This is a genomic window from Martinezella calliandrae (assembly GCF_030272695.1).
In the GTDB taxonomy this organism is placed as follows: domain Bacteria; phylum Pseudomonadota; class Alphaproteobacteria; order Rhizobiales; family Rhizobiaceae; genus Rhizobium; species Rhizobium calliandrae.
Genome location: NZ_JARFYN010000015.1, coordinates 50,228 through 67,895, shown reverse-complemented (window position 1 = coordinate 67,895; position 17,668 = coordinate 50,228). Strand labels below are relative to the sequence as shown.

Sequence of the window (17,668 nt, the reverse complement as noted above, 5' to 3'; positions counted from 1 at the left end):
GATCAACGTGTGGAAAGCCCGAGAACGTCGAGCATGGAATAAAGGCCGGGATTCTTGTCGCGCGCCCAAAGGGCGGCCTGAAGCGCCCCGCGGGCAAATAGCGAACGATCGCCGGCGCTGTGAGAGAGCGTCAGACGCTCGCTTTCGCCGGCAAAGATGACCGAATGGTCGCCGATCACGCCGCCGCCGCGCAGGGTCGCAAAGCCGATCGTACCGGTGGGGCGAGGACCGGTTTGGCCGTCGCGCGCGCGCACAGAATTTTCGCCGAGATCGATGCCGCGCCCCTTTGCCGCTGCCTGGCCGAGCAGAAGCGCCGTTCCCGAGGGCGCGTCGACCTTGTGCTTATGGTGCATCTCCAGGACTTCGATGTCCCAATCGGCCGGCGAAAGCGCTCGGGCCGCCTGCTCGACAAGGACGCTCAAGAGGTTGATGCCGAGGCCCATATTGCCCGATTTGACAATGCGGGCGTGGCGCGAGGCTGCCTTGAACTTGGTTTCGTCTGCCGCCAAACAGCCGGTCGTACCGATGATGTGGACGATGCGCGCCTGCGCGGCGAGGCCCGCGAAGGCGACACTGGTTGCCGGTGTGGTGAAGTCGATCACGCCTTCGGCATGCAGGAAGGCTGAAAGCGGATCGTCGGTGACCGGAACGCCGATCAGGCCCAACCCGGCAATCTCGCCCGCGTCCTTGCCGATGAAGGCAGAACCGGGACGTGCGATGGCGGCGTGCAGCGTGGCACTCTCGGTGGTGTGGATAAGGCGGATCAGGGCCTGGCCCATACGGCCCGCCGCGCCAACCACCACCAGCTTCATCGCGTCATCACTCATGTCTTCTCAATCGTCTTATTTGCGGGAATTGCTGGAAACGGCCGGCCGCTGGAGGTTGTTGAGGCGAGCGTAAAGGCCATTGTCGGCCGTCGCAAGCGTCTCGTGGTTGCCCTCTTCGACGATACGCCCGTACTGCATCACAATGATCTTTTCCGCCCGTACCACCGTCGACAGGCGATGGGCGATAACGACGACGGTGCGGCCGCTCATAGCTTCGTCCAACGCCTTCTGCACGGCTGCTTCCGATTCGGTATCGAGCGCCGATGTCGCTTCGTCCAAAAGCAGAATCGGCGCATTGCGCACCAACGCACGGGCGATCGACAGGCGCTGGCGCTGGCCGCCGGAAAGGGTCACGCCGTTTTCTCCGACCGGCGTGTCGTAACCCTGGGGCTGCGCCAGGATGAAATCGTGGGCGTAGGCGAGGCGGGCTGCTTCCTCCACTTCGGCATTCGTCGCTTCTGGGCGGCCGTAACGAATATTGTCGCGGATCGTACCTTCGAAGAGGTAGGGCTGCTGCGAGACATAGGCGAGCTGTTCGCGCAGCGACTGCTTCGTGACATGGGCGATGTCCTGCCCGTCGATGAAAATGCTGCCGGCCTTGGGATCGTAGAAGCGTGGAATAAGATTGATGACGGTGGACTTGCCGGCACCGGAAGGGCCGACCAATGCCGTCGTCTCGCCGCCCTCGGCGATGAAACTCACGCCGCATAGAACAGTCTCGTCGCCATAGGCGAAGTCAACGTCGCGAAACTCGATGCGGGCCTCGGTGATGGCGAGCGGCTTCGCATCCGGTAGGTCGCGCTGGCGTGGTTCCAAATCGAGCAGTTCATAGATCATGCGTGCATTGACTACGGCACGTTCTAGCTGCACCTGCAGCTTGGCGAGGCGGCGAGCCGGATCGTAGGCGAGTAGCAGCGAGGTGGCGAAGGAAAAAAACACACCCGGCGAGACATTGTCATAAATTGACCGATAGGCGGCATAGGCAAAGAGGCTGGCGATCGCAAATCCGGCGACGGTCTCGATGAGCGGCCCGTTGCGTTCCGATAGCCGTGCGATGCGGTTCTGCCGGTGCTCGGCTGCGTTGATCAGCTTGCTGATCTTGTTCTCCAGCTCCTCTTCCATCGTGAACGCCTTGACGATGGAAATGCCCTGTATGGTTTCCTGCATCGCACCCAGGACATGGCTATTCAGGACGATCGCATCGCGCGTGGCAGCGCGCAGGCGCTTGGAAATATAGCGTAGCGTCAGGAAGAGCGGCGGTGCGACGACAATAAACGCGATACTGAGCACCGGATCCTGGAAGACCATGACGCAAAGCAGCGACACGAAGGTCAGTAAGTCTCGCGCCGTCGACGTGATCGTAAGATTCATGACGTCACGAATGCCCGAAACGTTCTGGCTGATCCGGGCCGCAAGCTGCGCGGAACGGGCTTCGCTGAAGAAGCCAATCGACAGGGTCATCAGATGTGAGTAGAGGCGACGCTGATAGCGGGCGATGATATTGTTGCCGATCTTGGACAGGATGACCGATTGGAAATATCCCGCAAAACCGCGCAAGACAAAAACGATGAAAATGCTGAAGCAAATTCGCCAGGCGTCCACGATGTTGCGCGCGATAAAGGCGCTGTCGATAACCGATTTGACGATATAGCCGATATAGGCCGTCGACAGTGCTACAACGATCAGACAGGTGATCGCGGTAGCATAGCCACGAATGTGATCGCGGCCGTTCTCGGCAATGATGCGCTTTAGCATGCCGGTAATGGCTTCGCTGTCGACGCTAATGTTTTTGGTGTCGGGCGACTTCAAAAATCGGCTTCCTGTCTCAAACCAAGCGGCCGTATATGGCACTGTTACCGCGGGTCTATAAAGAGTTAGGACGGCTTTGGCTAGTTATGGCTTGCCGCTCTGGTTAAGAGGCAGGTCAAGGAGCCACCTGCATTATAAGGGAAGGCTGCTCCTTCAAAAAGGCGTCACGTGCTCGTACTCCGGGTGTCTGCGGCTCCTTCTTTTCGTCCTGGGTGAGCCGCGCGAATACAAGCCGGCGATCGCCCTTCTCCGCCCATCCGACGAACCGTCCGTAAGGATAGGCTTTATCGGCGGCTCCCCCGGGACGCGCCGAACCAGTCTTGCCGTGAATGTCCCAGCCGTTGCTCAGCGGTGCAACTTCGATGATCCGCTTTGTCACGTCGAAAGCCTGTGGGCTCACCGGCAGTTGTCGAAAGACGAGCTTTCCGAGAAAGGCGGTCTGTTCGAGTGGGGAAATCTTCAGTGAAGAGCCGATCCAGACGTGGTCGAGCCCATTGTTCTTTCCGGGGGCGCCCGAGAAGTCGGCATTGCCGTACCGAAACTTAACCGCGTAGTCGTGCAGCTCGGTCCATACCGAGCACATGCGTTACCTGCTGCGAGAACCAGACCACCGAATATTCGATCCATCGGGCAGGGTCCGCCGGCTGGCGCCATTCGGCACCGTGCCAATCGACGTAGCCCTTGCGGTACGCCAGCAGCGGCGCATGCTCGTCGTTCAGGAAGCCTGAATCGAAACCCATCGCCGTGTGTAGCGATGTGGTGCTGTACTCTGGATCAACGCCGCCAGCGGCGGCCCTCGGTCGCCAGGCCGAAATTGGCCGGCATGCGGGCATAGGCGGAGAGGCCTGCTAGTGCGGCGAGCGGATGGGTAACCACATGCGTCGGGATCGATTTCAACAGCGCGCTATGCGGCGCCTTGTCTTCGAAAGCGGCGCGGAATTCCGGCTTGTGCAGCGCCGGCAGGATCTTCTGCGAGATGCCGCCGGAAAGATAGACGCCGCCGCGCGCCATGAAGATCAAGGCAATGTCGCCGGCGACGCGACCAAGATAGGTGACGAACAGTGTCACGGTCTCTTCGGCCTGAGCGTTGGTGCCGGCGAGCGCATGGGTCGTGATATCGGCGGGTTGGGCGAGCATAGGTTCTATGCCGTCGGTCTTGCAGATCGCGTGATAGAGGTTCTGCAGTCCACGGCCGCAAAGGATCTGCTCGGCGGAGATCCGGCCCTCGATGGGCTCCAGGTGCGGCCAGATCTGAAAATCACGCGGGCTGCGCGGTCCGAGATCGATATGTCCGCCCTCGCCCGGCACGGGGATCCAGGTATGCTGGGCATGGATGAGGCCGGCGACGCCGAGGCCGGTGCCCGGCCCGAGTACCGCGCGAGAGGCGATCATGTCTTCCGATGTTTCGCCGACGGTCGCACGATGCTCCTCGGACACGCCAGCGATCGCCAACGCCTGGGCTTCGAAATCATTGATGATGAGCACGTCCTCGAGGCCGAGATTGGCGATCATGGTGTTCGGGCGGATCACCCAGTCGCAATTGGTCAGCGGAATTTCATCGCCCCGAACCGGCCCGGCCATGGCAAGGATCGCCGAACGCGGCTTTATTGAGGTCTTGTCGAGGACGCCCTGTTGAATCGCCTCGTCGATCGTCTCGAAATCGGCGGTTTGCACATTCGGGAAATACTTTGGCTCTGCATAGGCATCGACGAGGATGGAAAAGCGCGCGTTGGTTCCCCCGATATCGCCGATCAGGATAGGAAAGGGCATAGGGGCTTCGCTGTGATTGAGCTTGGGCATGGCGAGGTCCGTGGTCAGCCGCCGTAAGGCGGATTAATGGTTCAGTGTTTTGATCAGGCGTTTTGCGGTGGCTTCGTTGAGAGCCATTGGAATGTCATAGAGAACGGCCAGCCGCGTCAATGCCTTGACGTCGACATCGTGTGGCATCGGGGTGAGCGGGTCGATGAAGAAGACGAGCATATCGATCTCGCCGGTCGCGATCATGGCGCCGATCTGCTGATCGCCACCGAGCGGACCGCTTTTCATGCGGGTGACTTTGAGGCCGGGGCAAACATCGAGGACGCGACCGCCGGTGGTGCCGGTGGCAACGATATGCGAATCCGCGAGCGAATCCTGATTGCGGCGCGCAAATTCCGCCATTGCATCCTTCTTCTGATCATGCGCGATCAGCGCGATGCATTTGCCGCCGGCCATGAACTCCCACTCCGCCCCAGACTTTTAACGCAATAGACCTATAATCGATTTATCCGCCTTCTATACCAAGAATCACCCCTTTGAAAGACGGGTCAAGCCGGTTGCAACGGCCCTGCCGCCATTACTGCTGCGGGATGCTGTCGGGCGGTGTGCTGCCTGTTCCGGCGCTGGAAACCGGTATTGCGCTGGTAGCGGCCGGCCCCGCAGCGGCCTTGGCGCCGAAGGTAGCCACAGCGGCCGAGGCGACGGGAGATGCGTCGAGCACCGTCTGGCAGGCCTTCGGCAGATCGGAAACCATGACCTCGCGCGGCTTTGCCGGTGGCTTTGCACCGGGCTTCGGCTTGGCCCACGGCTCGGGCGTAAACCACCAGGCGAGCGGCTTGTCGCAGCCATCGCCGGCGGCAACAGGTGGCTGTGGCTTGCAGCCGGCGGAACCGGTGGGGCAACGGAGGCGGATATGGAAATGTGAGTCATGGCCGTATTCCGGGCGAAGCTTGCCGAGATTGGCGCGGTCGCCAGTCCAAGTCTCGCACATTTTCTTCTTGATTGCCGGATTGACGAAAATGCGTTCGACTTCGGGATAGCTGGCGGCGCGCATAAGGAGGCGGGCGCGCGATGTGGTCCAAACCTTGTCGTCGACCGTCAGGAACTTGTTCTTTTCGAGCATGGTGGTGAAAGGCAGGCTTTCGCGCTCGGCCGTGGTCAGCGTCCGCGCCGGCATCGGCGTCAGCCAGACATCCGCGTCGAGACCGATCTGATGCGAGGCATGGCCGTTGAACATCGGCCCGCCGCGCGGCTGTGAGATGTCGCCCACCAGAAGACCCGGCCAGCCGTCATATTTGGCGGCGTCGCGCGACAGGCGTTCGATGAGCGCGATCATCTCCGGCCGTCCCCACCGGCGGTTGCGCGACAGGCGCATTGCCTGCCAGGTCGGTCCATCGGCCGGCAGCGCCACGGCCCCGGAAAGGCAGCCCTTGGCGTAGAAGCCGATCGATAGCGGCGGTCCCTGGGTGGGCAGTGTCACAGCCCCGAAAATTGCTTTGGCGCTGCCTGGCGTCGGGGTCACTTGCTGTGCCGCTCCCTCGCTACTGACGAGACCCGCGCCGATCGTCGCGGCGAGGGCATATTTGCTGAGGGTGTTGAGGGTCCGAACCAGGAGGGGAATCATGTGGTTCCTTGAATGGCTGTCGGCGGTGGCCGAAATGATTTCCGCGCCAATCTACCTTGAAAGGCGATTTTGGTGAATCCGTGTTCTATCGCTTGATGCTAATGAACCGCCGCATTTTGCCTGCCCGGACCGCTAAGCGCATGATCAGTTGGCCAGAATTTCCGCCGTCTTGCGGATGCGTGATAGCCGCGGCAACACCTTTGTGCAGGCGAAATCCTGCATTTCCTGCGAAAAGGTCGTCACCGCGTCCTCGGCGACGAGGACGGCATAATTGGCTGCGTAGGCATCGCGAATTGTTGATTCGACACCGAAATTGGTCGCGACACCCGTGAGGATCACCGTTTTGACGCCGCGGCGGCGCAATTGCAGGTCGAGTTCGGTGCCGTAAAAGGCGCTCCATTGGCGCTTTACGATGGCGACGTCAGGCGTCATCGCAGCAATTTGGGCAGGGGCTGCCAGAGCAGCTGGCGGCAAACCTCCCTCCGGAAAGCTGAAGCTTTCGTCCACAGGCTGGTTGACAGCGTCAGCATAGTCTGAGGAAAATCCAACGGTCACAAAGACTGTGGTTCCGCCGTCGGCTTTCAGTTTCCTGGCGATGGCGGCCGTGTTCTCGACGATCTGCTGCGCAGAGTGGGGTGCGAGCGGGCGGCTGAGAACAAGGCCCTGCAGATCGATGGAGATGAGTGCGGTAGTTTGGGGATCGTAAAGAGGCATCAGGGGGCTCCGGAATATATGAGGGTATCCTCACAATGACAAATATGAGAGAATCCTCGCAAAAATCAAGCGAGGAGCCGCAGACGCGTATTCCAAAGCGTCGCCGCGGTCGTGATCGCGTTGCTGTTCTTTTGGAAGCGGCGGCGAAAATCTTTGTTCAGAAGGGCTATGACGCCGCGACGATGACGGAGATCGCCGCTGAAGCGCACTCGTCGATTGGCTCGCTCTATCAATTCTTTCCCACCAAGCCGCTGCTCGCCGAAGCGCTGCATATCGATCGGCTTGAGCGGCTGAAAGCGGTGCTTCAGGACATCGCGGAAAAGAGCGGCGGCCGTTCTGCTGCCGATAGCGGCGAGGCGATCTTCGATAGGCTCGGGGCTTTCATCAAAGAGTTTCCGGAATATCCGGTGCTTGCGACCCGCCGCGACGTGCCGAAGGATCGCAAGATGCGTTCGCGAGCGGAGCTGAAGGCGCTGATTTCCGCCATCCTGCGGCGGGCCGAGCCACCGATCACGGACGACGTAGTCTTGATGTCGGCGATCGTTCTCGAACTGCTACGCATAGCGGTCGTCGCCGCCAACGAGCCGGAAGCGGCTTCAGATCGGCGCCTTGTTCGCGAATTGCGCCTGATGCTGCGCAAGCGCCTCGAAGAAGCGGCGGCAAAGGCCTGATTTCAGGGAACGGAAATCGGCCGGTTCGCGAAGAGATGAGCAATTCCGTCCTGTTTTTCGCCCTCATTTAGCCTATGCTTGATTCCAACCACATCATCAGAGGACCATTGATGGCATTGTCGCGTTTGAAAGCAGGCTTGGTTGTTTCTCTTTTGTGCCTGCTGGCCCTGCCGGCGCCGTCCCACGCCGACGAGCCGCAGTTCAGGATCGGGACGGCCATTCTCGGTGACTTGAAATACCAACCTGGCTTCAAGCATTTCGACTATGTCAATCCCAACGCGCCGAAGGGCGGCGAGCTGAAGCTTTCGAGCAACGGCACGTTCGACACGCTCAATCCCCTTCTATTGAAGGGCAACCCCGTCACCGGCATAGGACTGGTGTTCGACACCTTGCTGAAATCGGCCGACGACGAGGTCGCCTCGTCCTATGGGCTGCTGGCGGAAGGCGTATCCTATCCGGACGACATATCGAAGGCGACGTTCCGGTTGCGGGCGGAGGCGAAATGGGCCGACGGAACGCCGGTGACCCCCGAAGATGTGATCTTCAGCTTCGAGAAGGGCAAAGAACTCAATCCATTTATGACGAGCTACTACGCGCACGTGTTGCGGGCTGAAAAGACCGGCGACCGCGATGTGACCTTCACATTCGACGCGAAGAATAATCGCGAACTGCCGTTCATCCTGGGGCAGCTTCTTCCCATCGTGCCGAAACATTGGTGGGAAGGCACCGGGCCGGACGGAAAGCCGCGTGATATTTCGCGCACGACACTGGAGCCGGTCATGGGCTCCGGCCCCTATAAGATCGCGGCCGTCGCCCCAGGCTCGACCATCCGCTATGAGTTGCGGGACGACTATTGGGCCAAGAACCTGCCCGTGAACGTCGGCGAGAACAATTTCGGAGTGATCTCCTACGCCTATTACGGCGACGACGATGTGGAATTCGAAGGCTTTCGCGGCGGCAACGTTGATTTCTGGCAGGACAACATGGCCAGCCGTTGGGTAACGGGCTATGATTTCCCCGCTGCCAAGGATGGCCGCATCAAGCGCGAAGACTTGCCCAATCCGCTGCGCGCGACGGGCGTGATGCAGGCTCTGGTTCCGAACATGCGCCGTGATCAGTTCAAGGACCAGCGGGTACGCGAAGCGCTCAACTATGCCTTCGATTTCGAGGAGATCAACCGCACGGTCGCCTATGGCGTGTATCGGCGCGACGACAGCTATTTCTTCGGCACCAAGCTTGCGTCCTCCGGCCTACCCGAGGGGGAAGAGCTGAATATTCTGAACGAGATCAAGGACAAGGTGCCGCCCGAGGTCTTTACGACCCCGTACAGCAATCCTGTAGGAGGCGATCCGCAGAAGTCTCGCGACAATCTTCGTAAGGCGATCGCACTTCTCAAGGATGCGGGCTATGTCATCAAGGGCAACCAGATGGTCAACGCAAAGACCGGACAGCCCTTTACCATCGAGATCCTTCTCGGCAGCCCCTTCGTGGAAAAGTGGGTGCTGCCTTATGTGCAGAACCTGAAGAAAATTGGCATCGACGCACGGGTGAGAACGGTCGATTCATCGCAATATATCAATCGCGTCCGCAGCTTCGACTATGACATGATCTGGAGTGTTTGGGCCCAGACACTCAATCCGGGCAACGAACAGATCGACATGTGGGGTTCGTCTTCCGCCAACCGCCAAGGCTCCCGCAACTATGCCGGCATCGTCGATCCCGGCATTGATGCGCTGATCACCAAGGTCATCCTTGCCAAGAACGTTGCCGAGAAAGATGCCTCGGCGAAGGCGCTCGACCGCGTGCTGCTGGCCCACCACTATGTCGTTCCGCTGTTCTATGCCACCAGCTTCCACATCGCCTATTGGGACAAATTCGAACATCCAGCCAACCTTCCAGAATATTCGATGGGCTTTCCCGAGACATGGTGGTCGAAGAACGCGGGCAAGTGAGCGGCTCTTGCAATGATGAACAGGCTGGGCTCCAAATGCGCGATGCCGATTCGGCAATTTCAGCATGAAATGACTGCGCCGGCTGTATCCGGCCGAAGGGAACAAGCGACTTGAACGACAGATGGGTTGAGGCGAGAGCAGGCATATTCCTCGATGAGGGAGTGACGGGCTGATGGGCGCCTATATACTCAGACGTCTGCTGCTGATGATCCCGACCATCATCGGCATCATGGCGATCTCCTTTACCATCGTGCAATTTGCGCCCGGTGGCCCCGTCGAGCAGGTCATCGCGCAGTTGACCGGCCAGGCCGACAATGCTACCGGCCGCCTCTCGGGCGGCACAGATCTGCTCGGCCAGCAGGCCGCCGATGACAGTAGTTCGAAATATCGCGGCGCCCAGGGGCTCGATCCGGAGCTGATCGCCAAGCTCGACAAGCAGTTCGGCTTCGACAAGCCGCCGCTCGAGCGCTTCGGCCAGATGATGTGGAACTATATCCGCTTCGATTTCGGCGAAAGCTTCTTCCGCAATACGACGGTGATCGATCTCATCGGGCAGAAGCTGCCGGTGTCGATCTCGCTCGGTATCTGGATCCTGATTTTTTCCTACGCCATCTCCATCCCGCTCGGCATTCGCAAGGCGATACAGGATGGATCGACCTTCGATGTCTGGACATCAGGTGTCATCATCATCGGCTACGCCGTTCCAAGCTTCCTCTTCGGCATCATGCTGATCGTGCTTTTCGCAGGCGGCTCCTTCTTCGATTGGTTTCCGCTCCGCGGCCTTGTCTCCGACAATTTTTCCGATCTCAGTTGGTGGCAGAAGATCATCGACTATCTATGGCACCTTGTCCTGCCGCTGATTTCGCTGTCGCTCGCCGCCTTTGCCACCACGACGCTGTTGACCAAGAATTCCTTCATCGAGGAGATCAAGAAGCAATATGTCATCACGGCCCGCGCCAAGGGGCTGAGCGAGCGGCGGGTTCTTTACGGCCATGTCTTCCGCAATGCCATGCTCATCGTCATTGCCGGTTTCCCTGGCGCTTTCATCTCCGCTTTCTTCACCGGCTCGCTGCTGATCGAGAACATCTTCTCGCTCGATGGTCTCGGCCGCCTCAGCTACCTCTCCGTCGTCCAACGCGATTATCCGATCGTTTTTGCGACGCTTTATATCTTCTCGTTGCTGGGCCTTGTCGTCGGCCTGATTTCGGACCTGATCTATACCTGGATCGACCCGCGTATCGATTTCGAGCGGAGGGATGTCTGATGGATGCAGCAACCAAGTCAACCCCGACAACGATAAAGCCGCCGCGCCGGGGCCTCTTTTCCCCGACCAACGTTCGCCGCTGGCAGAATTTCAAGGCGAACAGTCGCGGTTACTGGTCCCTCTGGCTGTTCCTGATTCTGTTCGTTCTCAGCCTTGGAGCAGAATTCATCGCCAACGACCGGCCGATTCTCGTTTCCTACAAGGGCGAGATCCTGATGCCGGTCTTCATCGACTACCCCGAGGAAAGGTTCGGCGGCTTCCTCGCGCAGACGGATTATCGCGCACAAGATATCAGGGACGAGATCAACACCAATGGCTGGATGATCTGGCCGCCGATCCACTATTCCTATCAGACCGCCAATTCGAATCTTCCGAAAGGAATGTCTGCCCCGACCCCGCCTTTCTGGTTGATGAGCAAGGAACAGCGATGCTCCGGCTATGAAAAGGGTGCCGCCGATCCGAATTGCACTTTGAGCAATCTCAATTGGCTCGGCACGGACGATCAGGCGCGCGATGTACTGGCGCGCATGATCTATGGCTTCCGCATATCAGTGTTATTCGGTCTGGCGCTAACCATCTGCTCGGCGGTCGTCGGCGTTGCCGCCGGCGCCATCCAGGGTTATTTCGGCGGCTGGACCGACCTTCTCCTGCAGCGCTTCATCGAGATATGGTCCTCGATGCCGGTGCTCTACATCCTGCTGATCATCGCTTCGGTTCTGCCGCCCGGCTTCTTCATCCTTCTCGGCATCCTGCTTCTGTTCTCCTGGGTGGGCCTGGTCGGTGTTGTCCGTGCCGAATTCCTGCGAGCGCGCAATTTCGAATATGTGCGAGCCGCCCGCGCGCTCGGCGTCAACAATCTCACCATCATGTATCGCCACCTGCTGCCGAATGCGATGGTCGCGACCCTGACCTTCGTACCCTTCATCCTCTCTGGCTCGATCACGACGCTGACCTCGCTGGACTTCCTGGGCTTCGGCATGCCTCCCGGCTCGCCCTCGCTTGGCGAGATGATCGCGCAGGGCAAATCCAACCTGCAGGCCCCCTGGCTCGGCCTTTCCGCCTTCTTCACGATGTCGATCATGCTGTCGCTGCTGATCTTCATCGGTGAGGCGGTGCGCGACGCATTCGATCCGAGGAAGACGTTCCGATGAGCGGAAACCCAACCCCATTGCTCTCCGTCCGCAATTTGTCCGTCGCCTTTCACCAAGGTGGCGAAACTTCGACCGCCGTCGATGGCATATCCTTTGATATCGCCAAGGGCGAGGTCCTAGCACTGGTCGGCGAATCCGGGTCCGGCAAATCCGTGTCGGCCAACTCGATCCTGAAGCTGCTTCCCTATCCGTCCGCCAGCCATCCCTCCGGCGAAATCCTGTTTAAAGGCAAGGACCTGCTGAAGGCGTCCGATAGCGAGCTGCGTGCCGTCCGTGGCAATGACATCACGATGATCTTCCAGGAGCCGATGACCTCGCTCAATCCGCTTCACTCCATCGAAAAGCAGATCGGCGAAATCCTGGGGCTGCACCAGGGCGTGGTCGGCCCGGCGGCCCGCAGCCGCACGCTCGATCTCCTGAACCAGGTGGGCATCCGCGAGCCGGAAAAGCGTCTCAAGGCGTATCCGCACGAGCTATCCGGCGGCCAGCGCCAGCGCGTCATGATCGCCATGGCGCTAGCCAACCGGCCAGAGCTCTTGATCGCCGACGAGCCGACAACGGCGCTCGATGTAACGGTACAAGCGCAGATCCTCCAATTGCTGCGCGACCTCAAGGGTGCGCATGGCATGTCGATGCTGTTCATCACCCACGATCTCGGCATCGTCCGCAAATTCGCCGATCGCGTCTGTGTCATGACCAAGGGCCGCATCGTCGAAACCGGCACGGTCGAGGAGGTCTTTGCAAATCCCCGGCATGAGTATACCCGCCATCTGCTTGCCGCCGAGCCGCGCGGCGAGCCGCCGAGGGGCGATATCAGCAAGCCCGTGGTCATGGAAGGCTCCGACATCAAAGTCTGGTTCCCGATCAAGGCCGGCCTGATGCGCAAGGTGGTCGACCATGTAAAGGCGGTCGACGGCATTGATCTGAGGCTCAGGGCCGGCCAAACGCTCGGCGTCGTCGGTGAGTCCGGCTCCGGCAAGACGACGCTCGGCCTGGCGCTTGCTCGTCTGATTTCTTCCAAAGGCCGCATAAGCTTTGTCGGCAAGGATATCGCCAATTATTCCTTCAAGGAGATGCGGCCGCTGCGCAATCAGCTGCAGGTCGTTTTCCAGGACCCCTATGGATCGCTGAGCCCGCGCATGTCGGTTGGCGAAATCATTGCTGAGGGACTTAAAGTGCATGAGCAATCCCTGTCGGCCGAAGAGCGCGATCAGCGCGTCTGCTGGGCGCTGGAGGAGGTGGGTCTCGATCCATTGACGCGCTGGCGTTTCCCGCATGAATTCTCCGGCGGCCAGCGGCAGCGTATCGCCATTGCCCGCGCCATGGTGCTGAAGCCGCGTTTCGTGATGCTGGACGAGCCGACCTCGGCGCTCGACATGAGCGTGCAGGCCCAGGTGGTCGATCTCCTTCGCGACCTGCAGCGCCGCCATGATCTTGCCTACCTCTTCATCAGTCACGACCTGAAGGTGGTGAAGGCGCTTGCCAACGATTTGATCGTCATGCGCTTCGGCAAGGTTGTGGAGCAGGGTTCGTCAACGGAGATTTTCCGCGCGCCTAAAGAGGATTACACCAAGGCGCTTCTCGCTGCCGCCTTCAACATCGAGGCGGTACCCACCGCCGTCGTCCAGCAATAAAAGATAATCGCCATGCCAGTCAAAAGCCCCGTTCTCGTCGATCTCAAATTCTCGCCTGAGGCCATCGCCAAAGTCCTTAAAACCGCCTTTGCCGATCGCGGCAGCATCAATCTCGCCGATTCCGCGAGCAAAGGCGCGGATCTGAGCCAAGTCGACTATGCCCTCCTATGGAAGCCGGACGCGGATCTCTTTCAGCGCGCGCCCAACCTCAAGGTGATCTTTTCCGGCGGCGCCGGTGTCGATTCCATGTTGAATATCCCTGGCCTGCCCGACATTCCCATTGTCCGCTTCGTCGACCGCAGCCTGACAGTGCGCATGACCGAATGGGTCGTGCTGCAATGCCTCATGCATCTGCGCGACGCCTTCGGTCACTTCAGGCACCAGCGCAAGCGCGTGTGGGGTCATCTTCCGGCACCGGAAGCGCGCGAAGTGACGGTTGGCGTCATGGGTCTCGGCATTCTCGGCCTCGATGCCGCCACCAAGCTCAAGGTCCTGGGCTTCAATGTCATCGGCTGGTCGCGGCAGAAAAAGCTGATCGACGGCATGGAAACCTTCGATGCCGGCGAGCTCGATGCCTTTCTCGCGCGCACCGAGATTCTCGTTGGCCTGCTGCCGCTGACGCCAGAGACGACCGGGCTCTACAACGCCTCGCTTTTTTCCAGGCTTCGCCGTGGCGGTGCCCTGGGCAAGCCGGTGTTCATCAATGCCGGACGTGGCAAAAGCCAGGTTCACGCCGATATCGTGTCGGCGATCGAGACTGGGGTGCTCGGCGGCGCGTCGCTCGATGTCTTCGATGTCGAGCCGTTGCCGATGGATGATCCGCTCTGGGGTCTGGAGAATGTCGTCATCACTCCGCATGACGCAGCCGTCTCCGAGGAAATTTCGTTGATGCGCCATGTCGAGGAGCAGATCGGCCGCTTCGAACGCGGCGAACCGCTGCAATATCTCGTGGATCGCAGCCGGGGGTATTGAGCGCTCTCGGAACCTTTCCACAGCCGCCTCCGTTTCCAGAGAACGCTGCCACAAGGCACTGGAAGGAGGCAATCATGCCACAGAAGTTGGAAACCCATACCCATTGGGAGGATTCCGATCAGCGCCTTCATGAGGACAAGGAATTGCCCGCGACCGAGGCCAAGCAGGGACATATGGGACGCCGGGTATTGGCGGTGCTTATTATTGCACTTGCCCTGACAGCGATCGTCTGGGCGCTGGCCGAAATGTGGAGTGGTTATGAAGCCGCGCACACAGCGCCCTTGACGGCGACCCTGGATCAGGCCCCGCCGCCGAACCCGCCGGTTCAAGGCTATTCCCAGTTATATTGAATTCGGCCCACTAGTGAAACTTGGGCACCCGCTGACGATATCCGGGATGCCGGATTTGATTTAGTATCAATTTTCTTTCAGTGACTGGACTTTCGCTCAACTTTTTTTGATAAGAAGAGCATTATACCCGCCGCCAGTGAGCTGGAGGTGTGAAGCTTGACGTCCGGGGCGCAGGGAGACGGGCAGGAACGACATGACGAAGACGGATATCGCCACCCGTGTCTATAATCATACCTGGAAGCTCGATCCGATCATTCGCAGCCTGATCGATACCGATTTCTATAAGCTCCTAATGCTGCAGATGATCTGGAAGCTTTATCCGGATGTCGACGCCACTTTCTCCCTGATCAACCGCACGAAGAGCGTCCGGCTCGCCGAAGTCATCGACGAGAAGGAATTGCGCGAGCAGCTCGATCATGCCCGCACGATCAGGCTCGCCAAAAAGGAGATGATCTGGCTGGCAGGTAACAGTTTCTATGGTCGCGCCCAGATTTTCGAGCCGGAATTCCTGACTTGGCTGTCGAATTTCCAGCTTCCGGAGTATGAGCTGTCCAAGCGTGACGGGCAGTATATTCTCGACTTCCACGGGTCGTGGAAGGAAACGACCATGTGGGAGATTCCGGCACTCGCCATCATCAACGAGCTCCGCTCGCGCGCGGCGCTGAAGGCGCTTGGTCCTTTCACGCTCGACGTCCTCTATGCGCGCGCCAAAGCGAAGATGTGGGAAAAGGTTGAACGGCTGAGGGAGTTGCCGAACCTGCGCATTTCCGATTTCGGCACTCGCCGGCGCCATAGTTTCCTTTGGCAACGCTGGTGCGTCGAAGCGCTGAAGGAAGGTGTTAGCCATGCCTTCACGGGCACCAGCAACGTCCTTCTCGCCATGGATTCCGATCTCGAGGCTGTCGGCACCAATGCGCACGAACTGCCGATGGTGGCGGCGGCACTGGCAAAGACGAACGATGAGCTTGGCAAGGCGCCCTACAAGGTGTTGCGCGACTGGAACCGCCTCTACGGCGGCAATCTTCTGGTTGTTCTGCCGGATGCCTTCGGCACGGCCTCGTTCCTGCGCAATGCGCCGGAATGGGTGGCCGACTGGACCGGCTTCCGACCCGACAGCGCGCCGCCTATCGAAGGCGGCGAAAAGATCATCGACTGGTGGAAGAAGATGGGCCGCGACCCGCGCCAGAAGCTTCTGATCTTCTCCGACGGCCTGGATGTCGACGCTATCATCGCCACCTACAAGCACTTTGAGGGCCGAGTGCGCATGGGCTTCGGCTGGGGCACCAACCTCACCAATGATTTCGCCGGCTGCGCGCCCACGGAAATCCATGGCCTCAACCCTATCTCGATCGTCTGCAAGGTAATCGAAGCCAACGGCCGCCCGGCCGTCAAGCTTTCGGACAATCCGCAGAAGGCGACAGGCGAGCCCGCGGAGGTGGAGCGCTATCTGAAATTCTTCGGCGCCGAAGATCGGGTCGATCAAGAGGTGCTGGTTTAACCTATCTTTTATTGGAATGAGCGCATGGCCGCGTCGCCGATAGTTTTCGCGAAGAGGCAGAACGGGGAACCGCCTCGGCGCAATATTGGCTCGGCGAGATGTATCTGCGCGGCCAAGGTGTGAGCCGAGGTGAGGATGAGGCGATAAACTGGCTCTCAAAGGCCGGGGAACAAGGCGATTTAGACGCGCAACTCTCCCTCGCTGATATCAATACTAATGAGCAATACAATCGCAAGGATAGCGACCTGGCGATCAAGTGGCTTAAGAAAGCTGCGGAACGAGGTGATCCCAGCGCGCAACGACGTCTTCGTACTGTTCATGCAGAACGTGCGCACCCCCATGATGAGGCAGAGGCTGCTTATTGGTCTCGCAGGGAAGCCGATACAACCGCTTCATCCGCAGTTACAGACAGTTCCTCCGAAACGGCCAAGCCGGCGGATGGCCCGCCTTCTTCCAAAAATTGAATTTTGCGGGAAGGCGTCCATGCATAAACCTGTCTCTTCTCGCTCCGTTTCACCCGCTTGAACAGCGACCATTTGCCGTTCTCCCAGCGATACTGATCCGGCGAAATCACGTAGGGCACGTCGCTGAGATCGGCGCTGATCAGTTCGAGCAGATGCAGTCCCTGAACGTCGTATTCGTGAGTGAAGAATACCTTATCGCGTGACAGGAAAGCCGCGATCGGCGTTGCTCCGCCGGACTGGTCCTGCACCTGCGCCCAGAATTTCGGCAGGAAGGCGACGCGGGATTCGAATTGGCCGTCGATCTCGAGATATTGGAACTGGCTGCGTTTGGCGACCTGGACGCCGGCCTTCGCCAGGAATTTATGGAGGTTGTCCTGCGCCGTCTTCGCCAATTCACCGACATCGCTGCCCCAGCCGTCTAATGTGGTGGTCATCACATAGCTGACTGTAGTTCCGCCGTTGACGACAAAAAGCCTGACCAGATTTTCGGGCTCATGGAGATAGACGAATTGCGGCGGGTCGGATCTACCCTTGACCGCCTGCAGCATCTGCTGCCGTGCCACGTCGATAAAGCTGCGCGATTTCAGCACCGGCAGCACCTTGTGGAGTTCGCCTGCGCCTTCCCAGGCTTCGGTTATGTTGAGATAGTTGAGCAGGCCCTCAGCGCGCGCCTGCCCTTGCTTTTCGGGTAGCGCCAGCAGAGCGTTGCCCAGGAATTTCGTCATCTTGTCGCCGTTGCGGCTGTGCAGCGTCAGGCTGCCGGCGCCCGGATCATAGTCGAATTTGATAACATCGCCGAAAAAGGGCAGGCGTTCTTGCAGGTAGGCGGCAAAGCGTGCCTCGTTTTGCAGCGCTTCATCGGGGATGTTGAGGTCGAGGCTCTTGATCGCTGGCTTGTCGGCGAGTTGAGGCTTGGGCGGGGCTGGCGGCTCGATCTGCGTGCCTCCCCAAGGTACCAAACGGTATTTCTGCGAAGCCTA

The 17,668-nt window shown here is 59.6% G+C and carries 18 protein-coding genes and 1 pseudogene; 10 read left to right on the top strand and 9 right to left on the bottom strand.

The annotated features are described in order from the left end of the window. Nucleotides 1-2: 2 nt before the first annotated feature. The 8 genes from dapB to PY650_RS13785 all read right to left on the bottom strand — a co-directional run bounded on the left by dapB (nucleotide 3) and on the right by PY650_RS13785 (nucleotide 6,732). Entirely contained in the window at nucleotides 3-827 is an 825-nt protein-coding gene (gene dapB, locus PY650_RS13820) for a 4-hydroxy-tetrahydrodipicolinate reductase (protein WP_285879862.1), read from the bottom strand. 15 nt (nucleotides 828-842) lie between these two features. Beyond that, nucleotides 843-2,582, bottom strand: a complete 1,740-nt coding sequence (locus tag PY650_RS13815) for an ABC transporter ATP-binding protein (protein WP_432761527.1) — start codon at nucleotides 2,580-2,582, stop codon at nucleotides 843-845. 169 nt (nucleotides 2,583-2,751) lie between these two features. After that, nucleotides 2,752-3,219: a penicillin-binding transpeptidase domain-containing protein gene (locus PY650_RS13810; protein WP_285879860.1), complete on the bottom strand. Its 468-nt coding sequence runs from the start codon at nucleotides 3,217-3,219 to the stop codon at nucleotides 2,752-2,754. Next, nucleotides 3,179-3,376 (bottom strand): penicillin-binding transpeptidase domain-containing protein, encoded by a 198-nt coding sequence (locus PY650_RS13805; protein ID WP_285879859.1) that lies wholly within the window; start codon nucleotides 3,374-3,376, stop codon nucleotides 3,179-3,181. The genes PY650_RS13810 and PY650_RS13805 overlap by 41 nt, the downstream gene beginning before the upstream one ends. Nucleotides 3,377-3,410: 34 nt before the next feature. Next, nucleotides 3,411-4,436, bottom strand: coding sequence for a glucokinase (locus PY650_RS13800; protein ID WP_285879858.1), 1,026 nt, complete (start codon nucleotides 4,434-4,436; stop codon nucleotides 3,411-3,413). Between the two features lie 33 nt (nucleotides 4,437-4,469). Then, the gene (locus PY650_RS13795; protein ID WP_285879857.1) at nucleotides 4,470-4,850 is read right to left on the bottom strand and encodes a methylglyoxal synthase; all 381 of its coding nucleotides are present in this window, start codon (nucleotides 4,848-4,850) and stop codon (nucleotides 4,470-4,472) included. A gap of 121 nt (nucleotides 4,851-4,971) precedes the next feature. Then, on the bottom strand, nucleotides 4,972-6,018 hold the full coding sequence (gene mepA / locus PY650_RS13790; RefSeq protein ID WP_285879856.1) for a penicillin-insensitive murein endopeptidase: 1,047 nt from the start codon (nucleotides 6,016-6,018) through the stop codon (nucleotides 4,972-4,974). A gap of 144 nt (nucleotides 6,019-6,162) precedes the next feature. Next, nucleotides 6,163-6,732, bottom strand: coding sequence for a hydrolase (locus PY650_RS13785; protein ID WP_285879854.1), 570 nt, complete (start codon nucleotides 6,730-6,732; stop codon nucleotides 6,163-6,165). Nucleotides 6,733-6,767: 35 nt separating this feature from the next. On the opposite strand from PY650_RS13785, the gene PY650_RS13780 reads away from it, so the two are divergent. The 10 genes and pseudogenes from PY650_RS13780 (at nucleotide 6,768) to PY650_RS37375 (ending at nucleotide 16,688) form a co-directional block, all read left to right on the top strand. Next, on the top strand, nucleotides 6,768-7,403 hold the full coding sequence (locus PY650_RS13780) for a TetR/AcrR family transcriptional regulator (RefSeq protein ID WP_285879853.1): 636 nt from the start codon (nucleotides 6,768-6,770) through the stop codon (nucleotides 7,401-7,403). A gap of 110 nt (nucleotides 7,404-7,513) precedes the next feature. Further along, nucleotides 7,514-9,355: an extracellular solute-binding protein gene (locus tag PY650_RS13775; RefSeq protein WP_285879852.1), complete on the top strand. Its 1,842-nt coding sequence runs from the start codon at nucleotides 7,514-7,516 to the stop codon at nucleotides 9,353-9,355. 172 nt (nucleotides 9,356-9,527) lie between these two features. Further along, nucleotides 9,528-10,619 (top strand): microcin C ABC transporter permease YejB, encoded by a 1,092-nt coding sequence (locus PY650_RS13770; RefSeq protein WP_285879851.1) that lies wholly within the window; start codon nucleotides 9,528-9,530, stop codon nucleotides 10,617-10,619. After that, nucleotides 10,619-11,770 (top strand): ABC transporter permease, encoded by a 1,152-nt coding sequence (locus PY650_RS13765; protein WP_285879850.1) that lies wholly within the window; start codon nucleotides 10,619-10,621, stop codon nucleotides 11,768-11,770. The genes PY650_RS13770 and PY650_RS13765 overlap by 1 nt, the downstream gene beginning before the upstream one ends. Further along, complete coding sequence (locus tag PY650_RS13760; protein ID WP_285879849.1) at nucleotides 11,767-13,404, top strand: ABC transporter ATP-binding protein; 1,638 nt, start codon at nucleotides 11,767-11,769, stop codon at nucleotides 13,402-13,404. Before PY650_RS13765 ends, PY650_RS13760 begins: the two co-directional genes overlap by 4 nt. A gap of 12 nt (nucleotides 13,405-13,416) precedes the next feature. Beyond that, nucleotides 13,417-14,376, top strand: a complete 960-nt coding sequence (locus PY650_RS13755; protein WP_285879848.1) for a 2-hydroxyacid dehydrogenase — start codon at nucleotides 13,417-13,419, stop codon at nucleotides 14,374-14,376. 74 nt (nucleotides 14,377-14,450) lie between these two features. Beyond that, nucleotides 14,451-14,726: a hypothetical protein gene (locus PY650_RS13750; RefSeq protein WP_285879847.1), complete on the top strand. Its 276-nt coding sequence runs from the start codon at nucleotides 14,451-14,453 to the stop codon at nucleotides 14,724-14,726. Between the two features lie 193 nt (nucleotides 14,727-14,919). Next, nucleotides 14,920-16,224 (top strand): nicotinate phosphoribosyltransferase, encoded by a 1,305-nt coding sequence (pncB, locus tag PY650_RS13745; RefSeq protein ID WP_285879846.1) that lies wholly within the window; start codon nucleotides 14,920-14,922, stop codon nucleotides 16,222-16,224. A gap of 83 nt (nucleotides 16,225-16,307) precedes the next feature. Continuing rightward, nucleotides 16,308-16,391, top strand: a pseudogene (locus PY650_RS37380) (SEL1-like repeat protein); the annotation flags it as partial. Beyond that, a complete protein-coding gene (locus tag PY650_RS37375; RefSeq protein WP_432761526.1) occupies nucleotides 16,368-16,688 on the top strand; it encodes a tetratricopeptide repeat protein in 321 nt (106 codons plus the stop codon). The pseudogene PY650_RS37380 and the gene PY650_RS37375, both read left to right, overlap by 24 nt. Here PY650_RS37375 and PY650_RS13740 read toward each other — a convergent pair. Then, nucleotides 16,583-17,647: a DUF1444 domain-containing protein gene (locus tag PY650_RS13740; protein ID WP_285879845.1), complete on the bottom strand. Its 1,065-nt coding sequence runs from the start codon at nucleotides 17,645-17,647 to the stop codon at nucleotides 16,583-16,585. The two genes, PY650_RS37375 and PY650_RS13740, sit on opposite strands and share 106 nt — an antisense overlap. Nucleotides 17,648-17,668: the final 21 nt, after the last annotated feature.